Source organism: Rivularia sp. PCC 7116, from assembly GCF_000316665.1.
Classification (GTDB): domain Bacteria; phylum Cyanobacteriota; class Cyanobacteriia; order Cyanobacteriales; family Nostocaceae; genus Rivularia.
This window is the reverse complement of record NC_019678.1, coordinates 5,155,441-5,175,800: the sequence shown is the minus strand read 5'-3', so window position 1 is coordinate 5,175,800 and position 20,360 is coordinate 5,155,441. Positions and strand designations below refer to the sequence as shown.

8 protein-coding genes and 2 CRISPR repeat arrays are annotated in these 20,360 nt (G+C 41.0%); of the genes, 4 read left to right on the top strand and 4 right to left on the bottom strand.

Annotated features, from left to right (window positions below; all coding sequences use genetic code 11):
• The first annotated feature begins 46 nt into the window (after window positions 1-46).
• Together RIV7116_RS19970 and RIV7116_RS19965 are read left to right on the top strand one after the other, a co-directional pair.
• The gene (locus RIV7116_RS19970) at window positions 47-2,134 is read left to right on the top strand and encodes an ATP-binding protein (protein WP_015120119.1); all 2,088 of its coding nucleotides are present in this window, start codon (window positions 47-49) and stop codon (window positions 2,132-2,134) included.
• Window positions 2,135-2,403: 269 nt separating this feature from the next.
• On the top strand, window positions 2,404-5,025 hold the full coding sequence (locus RIV7116_RS19965; protein WP_015120118.1) for a DNA translocase FtsK: 2,622 nt from the start codon (window positions 2,404-2,406) through the stop codon (window positions 5,023-5,025).
• A gap of 193 nt (window positions 5,026-5,218) precedes the next feature.
• Here RIV7116_RS19965 and RIV7116_RS19960 read toward each other — a convergent pair whose 3' ends face one another.
• Window positions 5,219-6,184: an orange carotenoid protein N-terminal domain-containing protein gene (locus RIV7116_RS19960; RefSeq protein ID WP_015120117.1), complete on the bottom strand. Its 966-nt coding sequence runs from the start codon at window positions 6,182-6,184 to the stop codon at window positions 5,219-5,221.
• A gap of 743 nt (window positions 6,185-6,927) precedes the next feature.
• Between RIV7116_RS19960 and RIV7116_RS19950 the strand changes: the two genes are divergently transcribed.
• Window positions 6,928-7,812, top strand: a complete 885-nt coding sequence (locus RIV7116_RS19950; RefSeq protein ID WP_015120116.1) for a ParA family protein — start codon at window positions 6,928-6,930, stop codon at window positions 7,810-7,812.
• 483 nt (window positions 7,813-8,295) lie between these two features.
• Window positions 8,296-8,911: direct repeats of the CRISPR family, unit length 36 nt; unit sequence CTTTCCAAACCAACTCCCCTCAACGGGGATGGAAAC.
• 513 nt (window positions 8,912-9,424) lie between these two features.
• Here RIV7116_RS19950 and RIV7116_RS37400 read toward each other — a convergent pair.
• Both RIV7116_RS37400 and katG read right to left on the bottom strand, forming a co-directional pair.
• A complete protein-coding gene (locus tag RIV7116_RS37400) occupies window positions 9,425-9,550 on the bottom strand; it encodes a hypothetical protein (RefSeq protein ID WP_015120115.1) in 126 nt (41 codons plus the stop codon).
• Between the two features lie 430 nt (window positions 9,551-9,980).
• Complete coding sequence (gene katG / locus RIV7116_RS19945) at window positions 9,981-12,266, bottom strand: catalase/peroxidase HPI (RefSeq protein ID WP_015120114.1); 2,286 nt, start codon at window positions 12,264-12,266, stop codon at window positions 9,981-9,983.
• A gap of 969 nt (window positions 12,267-13,235) precedes the next feature.
• A CRISPR array of direct repeats spans window positions 13,236-13,693; the repeat unit is 36 nt; unit sequence CTTTCCAAACCAACTCCCCTCAGCGGGGATGGAAAC.
• A 586-nt stretch (window positions 13,694-14,279) separates the two neighbouring features.
• Here katG and ltrA point away from each other — a divergent pair.
• Window positions 14,280-16,073: a group II intron reverse transcriptase/maturase gene (gene ltrA / locus RIV7116_RS19940; protein ID WP_015120113.1), complete on the top strand. Its 1,794-nt coding sequence runs from the start codon at window positions 14,280-14,282 to the stop codon at window positions 16,071-16,073.
• 1,191 nt (window positions 16,074-17,264) lie between these two features.
• On the opposite strand, the gene ileS is transcribed toward ltrA, so the two are convergent.
• Window positions 17,265-20,153: an isoleucine--tRNA ligase gene (ileS, locus tag RIV7116_RS19935; RefSeq protein ID WP_015120112.1), complete on the bottom strand. Its 2,889-nt coding sequence runs from the start codon at window positions 20,151-20,153 to the stop codon at window positions 17,265-17,267.
• Window positions 20,154-20,360: the final 207 nt, after the last annotated feature.

The following is a 20,360-nucleotide window of genomic DNA, read 5'->3' as shown; positions in this document are numbered from 1 at the left end:
ATAATATTTTTTGCTGCCAAATATTCGCTATTATTATCGTTTGAGCATGACACCCATCAACAACATTATTAAACGCGAGCTTAATCCTTTTGACCTGATTAATTTAAAACCGGGAAATTTTTGGGGAGAGAAACAAGATTCTGATAACAGCGTTGACTCAATTCATCAAGAAGTTATTACTGAAATCGAAGGGCTTCTCGATTCAGTTAATCAGGATAATCGCAGTCGCAGCGTGCTGCTTTTGGGTGATTCTGGTTCCGGTAAAAGTTATTTGTTAGGTCGTCTCAAACGGACGCTGAACAAAAAAGCTTTTTTCGCTTATATTGGTCCTTGGGCTGATAGCGATTATATTTGGCGACATGTTTTACGCTCTACTGTTGATAGCTTAATTCAAATTCCGGAAGGTCGGGAAGAATCGCAGTTAATACTATGGTTAAAAAGTTTATCCGCATTCACCAGACGCAACCTCAAACAGCGGCTTTTTAGCGATAGCATTTGGCAATTTATGCAAAGCGATCGCCGCAAGTTTATTCATCATTTAAAAACAACCTATAGTCAAGCTGGATTATACAATCCTGATTTTTTCTTTGGTGTTTTGCACGATTTAACAGATCCCGAATTATACCCTATTGCCTGCGAATGGCTGCGGGGAGATGACTTAAGTGAAGAGTCGATGCAAATCTTGAAGGTGAAAAGCTGTATTGATACCGAAGATGCTGCAAAAAATATTTTGGCAAACTTTGGTAGAATTTCAATTCAAACTCAACCTATTGTTTTATGCTTTGATAATTTAGATAATATTCCTCGTTTGTCAGACGAATCTCAGGATTTTCAATCTTTATTTAATGTCAATACAACTATTCATAATAACTATCTGAAAAACTTTTTAGTTGTTGTCAGCATTATTACTAATACATGGAAATTAAATTCCGACCGCATTCAGCAAGCGGATAAAGTTAGAATTGATAAAGAATTACGATTAAAACGGATTAATTTAGAGCAAGCAGAAGCGCTTTGGGCTTATCGTCTCAAGCCTTTGCATCATCAAGTTAAACCTCAGCCTATATCGCCGATTTTTCCGTTAAATAGAAAGCTGTTGCAGCAAAGTTTTCCCAGCGGTAAAACTCTCCCCAGAGAAGTATTAGTTATAGGTCAAAAAGAATATAAGAAATATAAGTTTTCGCTGGTTGATTCTACAGTTGTTAAACCGATTCCAGAACCGGAAGTAATTACTGTTCCCGAAGAAATAAAGTTACCAGTACCGCAGCCACAAATACAAGCTGAAACAATTGATGCAGAGTTTCAACTATTATGGCAGAAGGAATACAAAAAAACTCAGGGAAAGAACCAGAAAATAACTTTGTTCTCCGCACCCGATTTAATTCGGATGCTGGAAGAAGCTTTGCAAGCGCTAGAAGTACCAGATATCAAAACTAAGCTTTTACGAGGAAAATATACGAGTTATTCTTTGAGCTATCGCAAGTCTAAAAAAGGGAATCAAATTGGAATAGTTTGGACGGAAGATTCCGGGATGGCAAGTTTTTATAATGTGATGTCAGCTTCGCAAAAAGTTATTCAGTCTAAGGGTTGTGAAACTTTATATTTAATAAGAAGCGGTTCTGTTGGAACTTCTAAGCTTAAGGGTTATCAACTATATCAGAAAATTTTTCATAGCTCTAAAAGCTCTAAACATATTCATCTTAAGCCGAGTCTTGCTTCAGTGCATCAATTAGCGACTTATCATAATTTGGTTAATTCTGCCGTGGCTCAAGAATTAGTACTTTCTGGAAGAGTTATTAAATTAGATGAACTACAAGAATTAATTCGTAATTCTCTAATTTTTGAAAAATGCACTTTATTACAAGATTTAAAAGTTGTTCCCGAACCAGATGATTCAGAAGATGGTGAAGATGTCATAGACTTAACGCCTGTGAATGATTTCTTATTTAATTTAGTCAAAACTCAAGGTTTTATGGGGGTTCCTACTTTAATTTCGCAATGTATGACTCAGTTTTCTGATGCGAGGGAGGATGATGTAAAAATGTTAATTCAAGATTTATGTCAAGAAGAAAAAGTTAAAATTATTGATCCAAAAGCGAAATCGGAAGACCAATTAATTTGTTTGATTGCTTAATAATTGCTTAATAATTATACCGGTTTTAACTGGTTGCTAGTCTCTGGTTGAAAACTCTTGGAGTGGAGGCGGAGCCTCCGTAAATGCATTACAAGGTAGAACCTTATAACGAGATAGTGAGAGTTTTAAATAATATTTAATTAATAGAAACTGGTTCCCAGCCGGAGACTGTGAATCCCTAACAGAAGGCTCCGCCTTGACTCTGGAGGTAGAACCTTGTAACGAGATAGTGAGAGTTTTAAATAATATTTAATTAATATACATTCTAAATGCATTACCTGACAGATACGGCTCAAATAAGAGCTACAATTAATCAATTCCGCTCGTCTAAAATATTATGGCTGGATACAGAAGTTGCGGATTGTCGGACTCCCAACCCTAGATTATCTTTAATTCAAGTATTAGCGAATCCTGATGATTCAACAGGTGAGTTTGCTTATATTCTTGATGTTTTAGATAAACCAGATTTGGCAAGATATTTTATCGACCAGATTATGGTTAATCCCCAAATAGAAAAGGTATTTCACAATGCCAGTTTTGATTTAAAATATTTGGGGGGAAAGTTAATTCCAAATGTCACCTGTACGCTGAAAATAGCGAGAAAGATTACTCGCTATAAATTAAAAACTTCTAATTTAAAACTTAAAACCTTAGCAACAGAACTTTGTCAATTTACCGATGTTGATACTGAATCTGGAGCTAGCGATTGGGGTAAACGTCCTTTGATAGGAAAACAGTTGTATTATGCGGCTATGGATGTGGTTTATTTAGCTGCGGTGCATCGCCAATTAATCTCTTTTAATTCTGTTGATAAAAACAGTATTCTAAAAATGGCAGCTAATAAAAATAAATTAACTGTTACTAAAGTTAGAATTGCATTTGAATGTCCGCGTTTGTTTTACATAAATGATAAGTTTGGTGGAAAAACATTATTCCTTCCTAAAGATACCGCAACTGGAATAGGTTCTGTATTTCACTCTTTCGCAGATGAATTTGTTCGCTTCACTTTACGCGAGCCTAGATTTAAAGAATTATTTAAGGCAGAAGCATCGCAGTTAGATATTGAAGAAGTTGCTGTAGAAATGCAGCAGCTTTTTTATAAAGCTAAATTTTATCCTTATTTACAACAAGTTACTAAAACAGACAAAAGTAGAGCTACACCTCTGCTGCTAGTTTGGCAGGGATTGCAAAATGTAATTAAACGTTTCGCTCAAATACTAATAGTAAATAGAGGTTATTGCAGTGGTTCAAGTGTAATTCGCAAAACTTTTGTTTCCGAAGCACGACAATTAGAACATTTTTTTGATTTACCTAATAAAACCCGACAGTTGATTAGGGGAGAGTATGACTGTTTAACTTATAATTTTGAACGTCAACGGTTGTGTTTGCTGGAATTTAAAACTTATCAAAGTATCGATCCATCGGCGCAATTAGCTCAAGTTTCTTTGTATGGTTATATGCTTTTTCAACAAAAGCAAGTTCCCGTAGATTCGGCTGTTTACTGCGTTTTACCGGAGTTTAAGGAATATTATTATGGTTGGGAAGAATTAGAAAATACTGTCAATCAGTTAATACCCTACAAATTACAGCAGATGCAGGAATGGTTGAGTTGGAAACCGTCTCAACCTAATTGCCCACCGTCAACGACTCAGCCTTATTTATGCGAAATTTGTCCGCAGCAAGAAAAGTGTCAAAGTTATTTTGGTGATTCAATTGAGATCCCCCCAACCCCCCTAAATGAAGCAGGGCTTAAGGATGAGGAAGATTTAGATAGAGAAAATAAAAAATATATTGTTCCAGATATTCAGATACCTTCAACCCCTCCTGAGAAAGAGAAGCTTAAAGAAGAAAATTCTGTTAATGCTGATGCCACTGCCGAGGAATTGGTGACAACGTTACAATCTTTCGGAATTAATGTGGATTTTGTTGGTGCTGCGGTTGCTCCGAGCTTTATTAGGGTGAAATTAAAGCCGCAGTTGGGTGTAAAGTTTAATTCGATTCAAAAGCTATACGCGGATTTACAGATACAAATGGGATTGGAAAATCCGCCGTTAATTGCTCCTCAAGCTGGTTATGTCAGCGTTGATTTACCTAACCCTAATAGAAAGGCTGCTTTTTTTGATGATTATCTCAAGCCGCAAAAATCACAGATAACTGCTTCAGTGAAAATTGCGATTGGAGTGAATTTAGAAGGAAAATTAGTAGAAGCCGATTTATCAGATCCCAATACCTGTCACTTTTTGGTTGGTGGTACCACCGGAAGCGGGAAAAGTGAATTTTTGCGATCGCAGCTTCTGAGTTTATTAATTCGCTATTCTCCTCAACAGCTAAAAATTGCTTTGGTAGATCCCAAACGAGTCACTTTTCCCGAGTTTGAAAAAATGCCTTGGCTGTATTCTTCGGTGGTAAAGGATAGTGAAAAAGCTATCGACTTGATGGATAAGTTGGTTTCGGAAATGGAATTCCGCTATCAGCAATTTGAAAAAACCGAATGTGCGGACTTAGGTAGTTATAATCAACGCTCCGATCAACCTTTAGCGCGAATTGTTTGCATTTTTGATGAATACGCCGATTTTATGGCTGAAAAAGAATCCCGTAATGCTTTAGAACAAAGTATAAAACGTTTGGGTGCAATGGCTCGCGCTGCCGGAATTCATTTAATTATTGCGACTCAACGTCCGGAAGCTAAAGTAGTTACACCGATAATTCGCTCTAATTTACCGGGAAGAGTTGCTTTACGAACAGCAAGCGAAGCAGATTCTACAATCGTTTTAGGTGGTAAAAAAACTGCTGCGGCTTATTTATTAGGTAAAGGTGATTTGCTATATCAGGTAGGTGCTAAACTGCATCGGTTGCAAAGTTTGTATGCGAAGAAGATTAAATTACCTTAACTGACTTCTTGCATCATCCTCAACAAGCCGAAAGAAACCAGGTTTCTTAGCGATCGCACAATCAAAAAATCATGCTTTCACAAAAAGAAACCCGGTTTCTGACACTGCTGCGAAATCTAAACTTAATTAACTATAAACCTTTCTATCACTCGCCTTCCATTGCAGGGGAGGCGATTGGGGGTTAGGTTAGTACCTATTTACGACCCAAATTCAACAACTCTTGAGGAGATGCAAGCATATCGATAGCCACAAAGAAAATCTTGCCTTGAGGATTTACCAAAAATCGCCATGCAATATTCATTCCTACATTTGCACCAAACCAAGGTGTTTCTACCACACCAGTGATTTTTAACTGCTTGGAACCATCTGGACGACTCTCGGAGATACCTTTTTTAGGCATCATATTCAATCCTTGGGCTTCTTCGCGCATGTATTTACCAATTGCTTGCTTGCCAACGATTGGCTTGTGGAATGGTGGTTGCAGCGCACCATCATCAGCAAATAATGATACGGCAGCATCGAAATTGTCCGCGTTCATCGCTTCAATATACTTAGTTACCGCAGGCTCGTTAACACCCTCGATTTTTACATCACTCACAGTCTCTCCACTACGCTCAAACATAGGCTCTGCGGGAGCTTTAGAACTACTTGGAGCCATTCCGGAAGTGTCGAATCCCATGTCTACTACGGTGTTACGCAGTACTGTAATTTGCTGACCTGCATCAAGCTTCTTAGTTGCTTCGAGAACTACTTTCACACCCTCGGACATTTGATAATTCGCAGGAATCGGAGCGACTACTCCCTGCTTCATCAATTCTCCTAACTCAAACCAAAAAGCTAACTTGGTGTTAACGCTGAAGAAACCATAAGAACGGCTGATGGGGCTATCAGAGCGGTTAGCTAAATCCCGCATTACTCGAGTTTGTTCCTCAGCAGACATTTCTTTAATTTGCTTGAGCAAACTTTCTGCTAGCTGCAACCTTGCTGCTCCGGGTGCTGCGGGGGTAATTGTTTTGCCCATTTCGGTATATGCATACCACAAATATGCTAATTTGTCGTCTACACTAAGCTGGTCAAACAGCGCGATGGTCGCAGGTATTGGACTGGGAACCTGGGTTCCAGCAAAAATATTCTGAGCGGAATCGATAGTTAAAGCCATAATTTTAATCTCTTATAAGTCCGATCTATTTCTCAACTACCGAAGATTCTCAAAGCAGATACACCCAAACTCTCAAAGCCATAATAACCAAGCATTACGGTTAAGATGCTCACTTTTCAAAAGCAGTTTATTCAACCAATCCCAGGTGTACCTAACAGATACATCTCCGGCTCAACAACAAGGTGGTTTTAAATTCACCCTATCATCAGTTTTACCTTTCTGTAAATCAGACTACCATTAAATGTTAATTATTGTAAATTTATTTTACGAATCATGTCGATTATTGTTTTCTATGATGACTGAAATGCTTTTCTGACAATGCTTACAGCAGCTTAACAATATTAGTTACATTTTTTCTTTATTTTGAAGTTTGTAGCGAGAGCTTCTTGCAGCAATCTTTATAACCGCCCTGAAATAAATTTCCAGGATTATAGCCGAAGCCTTAAGAAAGTTGTTGATTATACAAATATCGTCTTTAGTTAAATATTTTTTTAAGACTAGGACAGTATATTCAAGAACTAATAACAAATAATTAAAGAAATACATTAATTAGGTTTACCAATCATCAACACACAGGTATAATCTGACTGCTTTAAATAACAAAACAAGTCCAATTTTATTTTTGGAGTATTGAAAATCTTAAATCTCGCGCTCAAATTAACCGACCAATCTAAAATCTAATTGACTCTTATAGATACGTTTGCTTGAACGAAATAGGAATGCGTTGACAGAGGACTTTTTGAATGGGATATGTAATTTCAACTGCAAATATGAAGGGCGGAGTGGGTAAAACTACTCTTACCGTCAATTTGGCGACTTGTTTGGCTAAAAATCATGGTAAACGGGTGCTGGTGCTGGATTTGGATACTCAAATCAGTGCGACTCTCAGCTTGATGTCACCGATTGAGTTTGCCAAGCTGCGGAAAAAAAGACGGACTTTAAGATATTTAATCGATGATATTGTCAAGTCATCGGATAAGGCAAAGTTGTCAATTCAAGAAATCATTCAACCTTCAGTTAACAATCTTTCCGGACTTGATTTGCTACCTGGAGACATCGATCTCTACGATGAATTTGTTGTCTCACAAATGCTACACCAACAAGCTGTCAACTTGAGCGAAAATGACTTTGAAGTAATTTGGAATCGGTTTGAAAGAGTTTTGCTGGGTAAGATATTAGAACCTGTACGCAATGACTACGACTTTATTTTGCTCGATTGCGCTCCCGGTTACAATCTTTTGACTCGCAGTGCTTTAGCTACCAGTAATTTTTACGTTCTTCCTGCAAAACCAGAACCTTTATCTGTGGTGGGTATTCAATTGTTGGAAAGACGGATTGCTCAGTTAAAGGAAAGTCACGAACATGAGGCAAATATTGATATCTCTATGTTAGGAATTGTGTTTACAATGTCTAACAGTAATATGTTAACCGGGAGATATTACAAGCAAGTTATTAACCGCGTTTATCAAGATTACGGTGCCGAAAAAATCTGTCAAACGCAAATTCCCGTTGATGTAAACGTCGCTAAAGCTGTTGATAGTTTTATGCCTGTGGTGTTAAATAGTCCTCAATCGGGAGGTTCAAAAGCGTTTAATCAATTGACTCAGGAATTGTTGAATAAACTTTAACAATTTTGGATTTTGCGGAAAGTTGACGTGGAGACGTTTTTCGCGTCAAACTTTCTAAGACGGATTTTAGATTTAATCCAAAATCTAGCATTTAATCTTGGTTAAGTGTTTGCTAATTACGAGTTATATCATAAACTACATTGGAAGATGCCAATTTAAATCTAATTATCAATTACCATACACTCTTAATTTCCTGTTCCATCAAATATTTCACCTATTTAATTGTTTCAATATGTTTCTAAGTAGTTGACTATGAATTTGATTACACTTAGATTAACTACAGAGTTGCGATACATCAAAATCGACACACTCCGCCAGAACCTTGAAAACCCTATAATTTCGTTGGAGTGTGTCGATTGCTTACCCAGCAAGGCTTTCAGGCGACGAAAATCAACATTTGCCCGGAAAATTTTTCCATTTTTTCGGAGTGTGTCGATTGGGGCATCTCAAACCCCTGTTGTGTAAGGGTTTCAAAAGTGAACTCTTTCCAAACCAACTCCCCTCAACGGGGATGGAAACAATCACAGCAAAATTTGCGGCTGCCATTTTTGCAACCTTTCCAAACCAACTCCCCTCAACGGGGATGGAAACAGGTGAGGGGGTGGGCACTGGCTTTTCCTTCTTAGCCTTTCCAAACCAACTCCCCTCAACGGGGATGGAAACGTTCTAGAGTTTCCAGAATCTAATAAGCTAGCATTTGAGAACTTTCCAAACCAACTCCCCTCAACGGGGATGGAAACCAATAGATGCGCCTTCCCATTGGATAGCGTCTTGATATCTTTCCAAACCAACTCCCCTCAACGGGGATGGAAACTTTCCGTCTGCTGTTTCGTACACCAGAACTTCACTTTCCAAACCAACTCCCCTCAACGGGGATGGAAACATATAATGCCGGAATAATCCAACATCGGACGCTACTTTCCAAACCAACTCCCCTCAACGGGGATGGAAACTGTGGCTTTTCTTGAAGCTACAAGAAGTTTTGGGTTTCTTTCCAAACCAACTCCCCTCAACGGGGATGGAAACTTTCTAATATAAAAGATAATAAAGCCTTTGCCTCGGTCTTTCCAAACCAACTCCCCTCAGCGGGGATGAAAGCCCTCACTCTGGAAGAGTGGGGCTAAACAAACTAAGCCCCTCTTCAGGGGCTAAATTAGGCGCATCTTTATAAATAAAGAAATGGTATAAGTGCAAGATTATTGATATCGATAAAATTTTAATTGATAAGCGAAGAAGTGGTAGGTTGGGTTGAACGAAGTGAAACCCAACATTATCAACCAAACGCAAGATTATTGATATCGATAAAATTTCAATTGATAAGCGAATAAGTCGCGATCGCCAAATTTAATATAATTTTAAATTATAAGTCGCGATCGCCAAAATTAATTGTGTATTTGTCATTACGAGTGAAACGAAGCATTCACCGAAGGTGTGGATCATCGCAACACTTTGAGATTACTTCGCTATCGCTCGTAATGACATAAATAATTTTACATACCTACTTATGAATGGTGGGCTTGTGGGATTTTTGATGAGCCACAAACTTCGGCAGGAATAACGATTTTAACAACGGATGTGTTTTTTTAATGGTAGGTTGGGTTGAACTGACATCTTACGCCATTCTCAACACCACCGGGGGTTGCAAACCCCCCGCAGTCGCTACAACGGGGGGAACCTCGGCAACGCGCTGCTCTCCGTCTGATAGCAAAAGTCCTATGAATCTTACATCTTGCATCATTATCAACAACCGCCTTAGAATAAATTCTCAGGCTAATATACAAAGTCTGATAAATCAGACTGGGTAATGCTTTGAGTGCGTTTTAACGTACTTTGTGTATGAGCCTTGAAATTAATTTCTCTGCGTTCACGCAGAGCGTGCGGGCTAGAAAGCCTCCGGCTTACAAGGCGGGTATTCGGGCTTAACGACACTGGTGGAAGATGTCAGATAAATAGGACTGGGCAAGACTTTTAGTCTACTTAAGTAGACTTGAGCTATTAGCCTGGGATTTTCAATCCTAGGCGATTTTGAGCGCTACATTATTTCTTCTTTTTGGATTTTTTGTTGAAACTTGAAACCATTTAAAATCCAGAATCTAAAATCTAAAATTCTTTCATCTTTAACCGAACAAGCCCGATTAAACGGACTCATCCGGTACAACAATTGCAAACTAAGCGCTAACGTCAAAGCGGTCGAGCATCATGACTTTGTTCCAAGCTGCAACAAAGTCTTTAATCATGCGCTCGTGACCGTCATCTGCACCATAAACTTCTGCTACCTGACGCAGTTCGGCATTTGAACCGAAAATCAAATCGCAGCGTGTCGCGGTAAATTTCGTTTCACCGGTGTTGCGATCGCAGATATTAAAGAGCATCTCGCGATTGTCGATTGGCTTCCACTCGTATTCCATGCTGGTCAAGACACGGAAAAAGTCGTTGGTTAAAACACCGGGTCGGTCAGTGAATATACCGTGCTTTGAATTATCCCAGTTTTGGTCGAGGGCGCGAAGTCCACCAACAAGAACTGTCCACTCGGGGGCTGTGAGTGTCAGAAGCTGTGCGCGGTCGAGGAAGATGCGCTCTGCCTTCACTTTATAGCCCACAGCCTCGTTATGATAATTTCTGAAACCGTCGGAGACTGGTTTGAGCCATTCAAAGCTTTCAACATCTGTCACTTCTAGAGTAGTATCCATTCGACCTGGTGTGAATGGAACACTGGTATCAATTCCAGCATCTTTCGCAGCTTTTTCCACAGCAGCGCAGCCACCGAGGACAATCAGGTCTGCCATTGAGACTTTTTTGTTACCCGACTGATTGCCGTTAAATTCTGCTTGAATTCGCTCAAGAGTGGATAAAACCTGACTGAGTTCTTGCGGACGGTTTACTTCCCAATCTTTTTGGGGGTCTAAACGAACGCGAGCGCCATTCGCACCACCGCGCTTGTCGGAGTCGCGATAGTTTGATGCGGAAGCCCAAGCTGCGGACACCAGCGCCGATACGGAAAGTCCACTCGCCAAAATCTTGTTTTTAAGAGAACTAATATCGGCATCATTAACAACATCGTGGTCGAGTTGTGGAATTGGATCTTGCCAAGTCAGGTCTTCTTCCGGAACTTCTGGGCCAAGATAGCGTACTTTTGGTCCCATGTCCCGATGAGTCAGCTTATACCAAGCACGGGCAAATGTATCGCTAAAGTACTCGAAGTCACCGAGAAAGCGTTGACAAACTTGATGATATGCAGAATCTTCCTTCAAGGCAACGTCCGAAGTCATCATCATTAACGCATGTTCGACACCAGTTTTGTGCGCGTCTGGTGTCTTTGGCGCACCGGGGTCAACTGGCTTCCACTGAATAGCACCGGTTGGGCTTTTGGTTTTTTCCCAATCGTATTTAAACAGATTTTCTAGGTAGCTGTTATCCCATTGAGTTGGGTTTGGTGTCCATGAACCTTCAATCCCATTGGTCATGGTGTATTCAGCAAAACCAGTACCTTCGGGATTCTGCCATCCCAAGCCCATTGCCTGAATCGGCGCACCTTCGGGGGCTGGCCCAATTTTGTCTGCCGCAACCATACCGTGGCTTTTACCAAAAGCATGACCACCCGCAATCAGCGCTACAGTTTCCTCATCGTTCATTGCCATGCGAGCAAAAGTCTCGCGGATGTCGCGGGCAGATGCAAGCGGGTCTCCGCTGCCATCAGGACCTTCTGGATCTACGTAAATTAAAGCCTGGTGCGAAGCTCCCAAGGGGTTTTCGAGGTCGTAGTATTCATCTTTCGGTTCGCCTTCCCAGCGAATTGTTCGAGTCACCATCTCATTTGGATGTCCCTCGTGTTCCTTGCCATTTTCTCCGAAGGCTTCACCATTCCAGAACTCGGGACCCCAGTAGGTGGCGCGGTCTGCTTCCCAAGCATCAATGCGACCACCACCGTAGCCAAAGGTCTTCAGACCCATGATTTCCAGCGAGCAGTTGCCGACCAAAATCATTAAATCTGCCCAACTTAGTGCTGCACCGTATTTCTGCTTGATTGGCCAGAGCAGTCTTCGTGATTTATCTGTGTTGCCATTATCCCACCAAGAATTAATCGGGGCGAAACGCTGCATACCTCGGCTCGCTCCCCCGCGACCGTCTGCAATGCGGTAGGTTCCCGCAGCGTGCCATGCCATGCGGATCATCTGAGGTCCGTAGTTGCCGTAATCGGCTGGCCACCAGTCTTTTGAATCTGTCAGTAGAGTTTTGATATCCTTCTTCAACTGTTGGAAATCAATCTTTTGAAACGCTTGTTTATAGTCAAAATCTCCTAGCGGGTTAGCCAGGGGTGAATTTTGGTGAAGCAGCTCCACCTGAAGCCGATTCGGCCACCAGTCATCAGTTTGCGGCTTAGAACCGAGCGCTCCTCCAACGCGGGTTCCACGAAAGGGACATTGTGCGGGAGCGCTTTGAGGGTTGTTGTTCATTGAGTTCAGTCCTTTCTATAGTTGTTGTGATGGTTTAGTTAGAGGTTTTACTTGAGGAGATTGTGTAGGCTAAAGTTTGTGTCACAGCAATTCCTACATTATATGGAAGATAAGGATTTCGGCGTTACTTGATAAGTAATATTAAGTAGTGAGTAATGAGTAGTAAGTAGTGAGTAATAAGTATAGGACTTACGCAACCGGCACATTTTTTTGTAGGGTGCTGTGACACTTTGAGTAACTGTGAACGTAGTAACAATGTATTCAGTGTCACGCACCAGCATTGCGTACCAATTCTGTATGAGGCTGCGCTTAATCGCCTGAGATACAAAAATTACCTCACCCCCGATAAAGCTGTGCTTTATCTCCCCTCTCCTTGTTAAGGAGAGGGGTTGGGGGTGAGGTCTTGAGGTGTACTGTACCTCAATAAATTGGGAACAGCGATAGTAAAAATTCTGGGCACAATTTTATTATTCTTGATTGCGCTCCTGACTACAATCAACTAAAATTCCTCTGCTAAAAAAGCTTGGTTTACACAACTTTCAATCCAACCTATAATTCTAATGGAAAAAATTCTATTAATATTGGCTAAGTGTTTGTTAAGTAGGTATTGTACTTTCAATCACAATATAAATGCTAATTTCAATATACTTGTCAATCATCGTAGATTCCTGATTTCCTTCTCCACAGGATATTTCCCCTATTTAATTGTTTCAATTTATTTCTAAGTAGTTGACTATTAATTTGATTACACTTAGATTATTCACAGAGTTGCGATACATCAAAATCGACGCATCTCGCCCGAACCTTGAAAACCCTATAACTTCGTTGAGATGCGTCGATTGCTTACACAGCAAAGCTTTCAGACGACGAAAATGGCAATTTTCTCGAAATATTTTTCCATTTTTTCGAGATGCGTCGATTGGGGTATTCCAAACCCCTGCTGTGTAAGGGTTCTAGAAGTGAACTCATCTTTCCAAACCAACTCCCCTCAGCGGGGATGGAAACAGCTGCTGTCACTGCTTTTTCAGTAGCAGAAGGCCTTTCCAAACCAACTCCCCTCAGCGGGGATGGAAACTCTGCTGTTCCTCTAGTCGTATCACCCTGATGCTTTCCAAACCAACTCCCCTCAGCGGGGATGGAAACTCGGCTTATCCTTTAGAGAGTAAGTTCTAAGACCTTTCCAAACCAACTCACCTCAGCGGGGATGGAAACTATCACCCTGATGTTATCGTGACCTTTTGGGGCACTTTCCAAACCAACTCCCCTCAGCGGGGATGGAAACTATTCCAAAACGCAAAGGATCTAAAGTGACGCATAATTCTTTCCAAACCAGCTCCCCTCAGCGGGGATGGAAACCTTCTCATTAAGAAAGTTCCTTTCGGGCACTTTCTCTTTCCAAACCAACTCCCCTCAGCGGGGATGGGTGCGACTATCAGTCGCTCACGAGAGTGAGTAGCTTGTAACTACTCCTGGTTAATGTCTGACCAGTACCTGCCCGAAGGGGCATCACGGGTAACTATGATGTCTCAGAGCTAGAGGGAAATGCGTAAAATCTACTAGCCGAAAAGTGGATGAGGCGCTAGGGTAAAATCATTTTTGGGTTAACGAAAGTGAATCTTTGACGAGGCACCGTGATGAGGAATTATCGAAACGGCTGACACGATAAATGGAGTTAGATATTTCGCCCTGTCCTCGGAATATAAGGCATCAAACAACTTCCGGTGTATAGAAGGAACCCGTAATGGTTGTATCTCTTGTGTGTGATATGAAGTAACCCCATTGAGGTCTTACAACTAGAATCGACGCTGTAAGTAGGGATTGGAGTAATCCGATTTTTAATTCCACAGTGGGTGTAAGACGCTACAAGAAGCGAATGCTGCCAAGCCCAACGGTAAACAGGAAATCATAACTGGGCAGATAGGTCTAATGACTAACCCGAAAGAGTGCTGACGTGTAGCGAGTGAATCCCTTGAATTCTATGCAACAAGAAAAGTTAACTTTTCGGGAAAAGTTATGGTGCAATCTACAATTGTGAACGTAACCGAGAGGGCTACCGACTGGAATAGCATTAAATGGAAACATGCTAACCGGGTAGTCACCAGACTTAGACAAAGAATTTTCAAGGCAACCAGAGACGGTGACTTAAAAAAGATTCGTAGTCTTCAAAAGCTACTCATGCGTAGCTATTCTAACATAGTACTTTCCGTTAGACGAGTCACGCAATTAAATTCTGGTAAGAAAACTGCGGGTGTGGATAAATTACTGGTTTTGACCCCAGGAGCTAGAGGAACTTTGGTTGATATTTTAACAAGGTGTCCTCCCTGGAAACCACTACCAGTAAAACGGGTTTATATCCGTAAATCCAACGGTAAACAACGTCCCCTCGGAATCCCTTGTGTCATCGATAGGTGTTTACAAGCCATTGTGAAAAATGCTTTAGAACCTTATTGGGAAGCACAATTCGAGAGAACATCTTACGGTTTCCGCCCCGGTAGAGGCGTACATGATGCGATAGAAAGAATACATTCAATGTCTAAAGCCAACTCAACTAAAAGCTGGGTTGTGGATGCAGATATTGAGGGTTGTTTTGATAATATCGCTCACTCCCCTTTACTTAAAACCATTGGTAACTTCCCCGCAAAGAAGTTAATTCAACAGTGGTTAAAGGCTGGATATGTAGACAAGGGCGTTTTTAACGATACAGAAACTGGTGTACCTCAAGGCGGAATAATCTCGCCTTTGCTTGCGAATATTGCTTTACACGGTATGGAGTCTGCGCTCGGCATTAGATACGATAAACACGGTCATACTATTGGAAATCGTGGTATCGTGCGCTACGCAGATGACCTTGTGGTTTTCTGCAAAACTCAAGAAGATGCCGCTTGCGTGGTTGAGACGCTATCCCACTGGATGAAATCTAAAGGTTTGGCTTTATCCAAAGCTAAAACTAACATAGTACATCTGAGTGAAGGATTCAACTTCTTGAGCTTTAACATCAGATGGTACAAGGATAAAAATACCAAAATTGGGCGGAAAGTACTGATTAAACCCAGTAAAGAAGCGTTGCAAGATGTACGGAATAAGATTAAGCAAGTTTGGTTAGAAAATAAGAGCAGTAATGTTAATTATTTGATATCCAAACTTAACCCGATTATTCGCGGAGTTGCTAATTATTACCGTACAGTCGTTTCCTCCCACATATTCCACAAACTAGATACTTGGATGTATGTCAGAGAAAACAGGTACGCCAAAAGAGTGCATCCAAAGAAAAGTTCTGGATGGCGTAAACATAAGTACTGGGGACGACTAAACTTTGATAGAAATGATAACTGGGTGTTCGGTGAACCAGTTGCGGTGGACGGGTTCCCCGGCATAAGCAAACTGGTGAACCCGGAGGGGGATAAGCGGACAGGTCAGTATCTTCTCAAGTTTAGTTGGTTCAATATTAGAAGGCACACTTTAGTCAAAGGTGATGCTTCTTATGATAACCCAGATTTGGTTAAATATTGGGAGTCAAGAACTAAGAGAAAATCTCAAAATCTAATTCCTTCTTACCAAAAGCTAGCCCGAAAACAAGGATATAAGTGTTGCGTTTGTGGGGAATCATTGTTTAATGATGAACCAATTCAAAAACATCACAAAGTTCCTCAAAGTAGGGGTGGTAAAGATACTTACGCTAATCTAGAATTGATGCATTACTACTGTCACCGACAAGTACATTCAGTAGCCCCTGGGTGTGAAGACGAGGTATTTGTGCAGGACTTACAAGAATTAAACCCAGTCCCTGGAAGCGTTAGGATTGGCTAAAGCCGGATGCTTGGTAACTTGCTTGTCCGGTTTGTCGGGGGGAAGGGGGTAGCGATATCCCTGACCCACCCATTAAACTTAAGCGCCCCCTTAAAAATCGGGAGATTTTTCAAAACTTTCCAAACCAATTCCCCTCAACGGGGATGAAAGCCAATCACCTTAAACGCACCAAGTGCAACGTTATTGATATCGATAAAATTTTAATTGATAAGCGAATAAGCTGCGATCGCCAAAATCAATATAAGTTTGAATTATATGAATGGTGGGGTTGAGGGATTTTCGATGAGCTACAAACTTCGGCAGGAATAACGATTTTAACAACGGATGCGTTTTTTTAGTGGTAGGTTGGGTTGAACTGACCGAACAGCAGCATTCTCTACACCACCGGGGGTTGCAAACTAGGCTGTGTACTTTGTGTTTTTTAAAGCATAAAAATCCATACAAAAACGTGTCTTAGCCTAAAGATATTGCCCTCTCCCAAGCTTGGGAGAGGGGAGCCGAAGGCGGGGTGAGGGCTTAATATTTCGATTATTCCCGACATAAAAGTTGTATGAATCAAAAATGTCGAAATTTTATCAAAGTACACAGCCTAGTTGCAAACCCCCCGCAGTCGCTACAACCGAGGGAACCTCGGCAACGCGCTGCTCTCCGTCTGATAGCAAAAGTCATATTTATCTGATATCTTGCACCAGTCGCGATAACCGCCTTGGAATAAATTCCCAGGCTAATATACAAAGTGCGTTAAAACGCACTAAAACTCTTACCCAGTCTGATTTATCAGACTTCGTGTATGAGCCTGAGAATAAATTCTCAAGCGGTTGTTGAAGATGGTGCAAGATGTGAGCCTCCGATGAAGGTTAAAGGTTAAAGGTCGAAGGTCAAAGGTGTTAAAATCCTTCACAACAAATGAAACTAACCCTTTTTTTTACTTTGGCTAAAAGCTTTACTGTATAAGGGTTTGAAAATGTGTTAGTTAGGAGATAAATATGACTGGGAAAGATTTTCAGTCTACTTAAGTAGAGTTGAGCTATTAGCCTGGGATTTTCAATCCTAGGCGATTTTGAGCGCTACAATATTTCTTATTTTTGTGTGTTTTGTTGGTGAAGGATTTTGTTTTAGGAAGTTATCGGTACAATCCTAAATGCGGGGAGACGTAGCACTGCTACGTCTCTACATTGGTGACTGTGTATTTTAGAATTCCCCTGCTAATGCATTAACGCATCTTTCGCACAACAGCGGATGCTCTGTTGATTCTCCGACTTTGGTGGAGTAATTCCAGCATCTATCGCATTTGTGCCCATCTGCTTTTGCGACACCAATTTCCCAGTTATCTGACTGCATTTTGTGTTTACAATCATCAACTCCGGGATTATCTAATATTTCTGCTTGAGATGTCAGAAACAGGTAGCGAAGTTCGTCTACGTTGTTATTACTATTATCATTTAATGATTTAATCGCATTCCGCAATTCTTCGTCTTTGACGTAAAGCAATACTTTCGCTTCTAAGGAAGAACCAATCATTTTATCAATTCTGGCTTCTTCTAATACTTTATTTACGTCGTTACGAATTTGACGGATTTTATCCCAGAATTTTACGATGTCGGGATTTTTCCATTTATCTTCTAACTGTACCCAACCGGCTTCAAATACTGATTTTTGCGGGGTTTCATAGGGGATAAATTGCCAGATGTCTTCTGCCATATGAGCCAATACCGGAGCAATGGCTTTGGTTAAGTTCTCTAGCGCGATTTGCATTACTGTTTGACAGCTGCGACGACGGGAACCGTTTTCACTGCTGATATACAATCTATCTTTACCGACATCTAGGTAGAAGTTGGATAAATCGACGATGCAAAAGTTCTGTACTGCTTGGAAGAAGCGAGAAAATTGAAATGTTTCGTATGCATTGGTAATTTCGGTAAACACTTCTGTCATCCGATGCAGCATGTATTTGTCGATTTCGGCTAATTCTTCAAAAGCTACTGCATCTGTCTCGGGGTTGAAATCATGTAAGTTACCCAATAAGAAGCGCGTTGTGTTGCGAATCTTGTTACGGATATCCATGATTTGCTTCAAGGTATTTTTACCAATTCCGACATCGTTGGTATAGTCTACCGATGAAACCCACAACCGCAATACGTCAGCACCATAAGCAGGTTCTTGCTTTTGATTTTTACCACCTTCAATAACTACTCTGGGGTCAATTACGTTACCCAAGGATTTACTTTGCTTGAAACCTTTCTCGTCTAAAGTGTAACCGTGAGTCAACACTGTTTTATAAGGTGCGACACCGTTAACTGCGACGCTGGTAAGTAAGCTCGATTGGAACCAACCCCGGTGCTGGTCGGAACCTTCTAAATATACGTCGGCGGGATAGCGCAGTTCGGGACGCTGTTCGACTACGGATGCCCAGGAGGAACCGGAATCAAACCATACATCCATCGTGTCCATACCTTTACGGTATTTTCTGCCGTCGTTTCGGTATTTTTCGGGCATTAAATCTTCTACGGACAGTTCCCACCAAGCATCGGAACCTTTTTCGGCGATAATTGCTTGAACGTGTTTGATGGTGTCTTCGTTCAATACCACTTCGTTGGTTTCTTCGTCGTAAAATACCGGAATCGGAACACCCCAACTTCTTTGACGAGAAATACACCAGTCATTTCTATCGGCAACCATTGGTGTTATCCGGTTTTGTCCTTGAGCGGGAATCCACTGGACGGATTTGATTTGTTCGAGTGCTGTTTCGCGGAATTTCTCTACGGAAGCAAACCACTGTTCGGTAGCTCGGAAAATGGTTGGTTTTTTGGTTCTCCAGTCGTAAGGATATTTGTGAGCGTAGGGTTCGTGTTTGATTAGCGATTTGGCTTCGGTTAATGCGTCGATGATTGCTTGATTACCTTCGCTGATTTGGTCTTTTGCACCAACGACTTTTAATCCAACAAACTTCCCTGCTTCTTCGGTAAACTTTCCGTTTGCGTCTACTGGAGCCAAAATTGGTAAATTATACTTTTGTCCGACGATGTAGTCTTCTTGACCGTGACCTGGTGCGGTATGAACTAAGCCGGTACCGGATTCTGTGGTGATGTAATCTCCACCGATAATTACTGGAGATTCTCTGTCAAATAAGGGATGACGGTAAGTAGAATTTTCTAATTCTTTTCCTTTGAAAGTCGCTTTGACGGTTAATTTAGCGCCAAATGTTTCGGAAAGACGCTCGGCTAAATCCGCAGCAACGATGAGATATTTAAAGTCTACAGCAGATAAATTCTCAACTTCCACCACAGCATAATTAAGGTCTGGATTCACCGCGACGGCTAAGTTACCGGGAATTGTCCAAGGTGTTGTCGTCCAAATTGCTACACCCAAATCGGGTAAAAACTCTGATAATTTATCCTTTGCTGCATCCGCTAAATTGGTCATCGGGAAAGCAGCATAGATACTCGGTGAAGTATGTCCTTCGGGATATTCTAATTCAGCTTCAGCCAAAGCAGTTTTTGAGCTAGGACTCCAATGTACGGGTTTTAAACCGCGATAGATGTAACCTTTCAAAAACATATCGCCAAAAACAGCAATCTGTTCGGCTTCATATTGAGGATTGGAAGTTAAATAAGGATGCTCCCAATCACCCCAAACACCATATCTCTTAAAACTTTCGCGCTGCTCGTTGACAGCTTCCCAAGCAAAGTCTTTGGCTTTATTTCGCAGCTTCAAAGGAGTTAATTCCTGACGCTCCGAAGACTTCATGGTTTGCAAAACTTTTAATTCAATTGGCAAACCGTGACAGTCCCAACCGGGTACATAGCTAATTTTACGACCTTGTAATATCTTGTAGCGGTTAATAATATCTTTAAGAATTTTATTTAAAGCGTGACCAATATGTAGCGAACCGTTTGCGTAGGGCGGTCCGTCATGTAATATAAATAATTCGCCAGGATTCTCTTGAGAAAGGCGTTCGTAAACTTTATTTTCAGCCCAAAACTTTTGGATTTCGGGTTCGCGCTTCGTAGCATTAGCCCGCATATCAAACTTAGTCTTAGGTAAATTTACCGTTTTTTTGTAGCTTCCTGATTCAGTCATTCGATTTTGGGTTTTGGGTTTTAGTTTGCTTCTTCAAAGAAGGTGTTAGGGCAATTCTATATTTTCAATATTTTATTTGTAATTCCCATTACGGTAATCTTACCCAAACTCTTTAACTTAAGGGAAAATAATTTGAAAAGGCGGAATTCACCAACCGCAAACAAAAGCAAAAGCGATCGCCGTTATAGAGCGATCGCCTTAAAAAAA

Coding starts and splice junctions, on each gene's coding strand:
- RIV7116_RS19970 (WP_015120119.1), top strand. CDS start 47: ATGACACCCATCAACAACATTATTAAACGCGAGCTTAATCCTTTTGAC.
- RIV7116_RS19965 (WP_015120118.1), top strand. CDS start 2,404: ATGCATTACCTGACAGATACGGCTCAAATAAGAGCTACAATTAATCAA.
- RIV7116_RS19960 (WP_015120117.1), bottom strand. CDS start 6,184: ATGGCTTTAACTATCGATTCCGCTCAGAATATTTTTGCTGGAACCCAG.
- RIV7116_RS19950 (WP_015120116.1), top strand. CDS start 6,928: ATGGGATATGTAATTTCAACTGCAAATATGAAGGGCGGAGTGGGTAAA.
- RIV7116_RS37400 (WP_015120115.1), bottom strand. CDS start 9,550: ATGATGCAAGATGTAAGATTCATAGGACTTTTGCTATCAGACGGAGAG.
- katG (WP_015120114.1), bottom strand. CDS start 12,266: ATGAACAACAACCCTCAAAGCGCTCCCGCACAATGTCCCTTTCGTGGA.
- ltrA (WP_015120113.1), top strand. CDS start 14,280: ATGGTGCAATCTACAATTGTGAACGTAACCGAGAGGGCTACCGACTGG.
- ileS (WP_015120112.1), bottom strand. CDS start 20,153: ATGACTGAATCAGGAAGCTACAAAAAAACGGTAAATTTACCTAAGACT.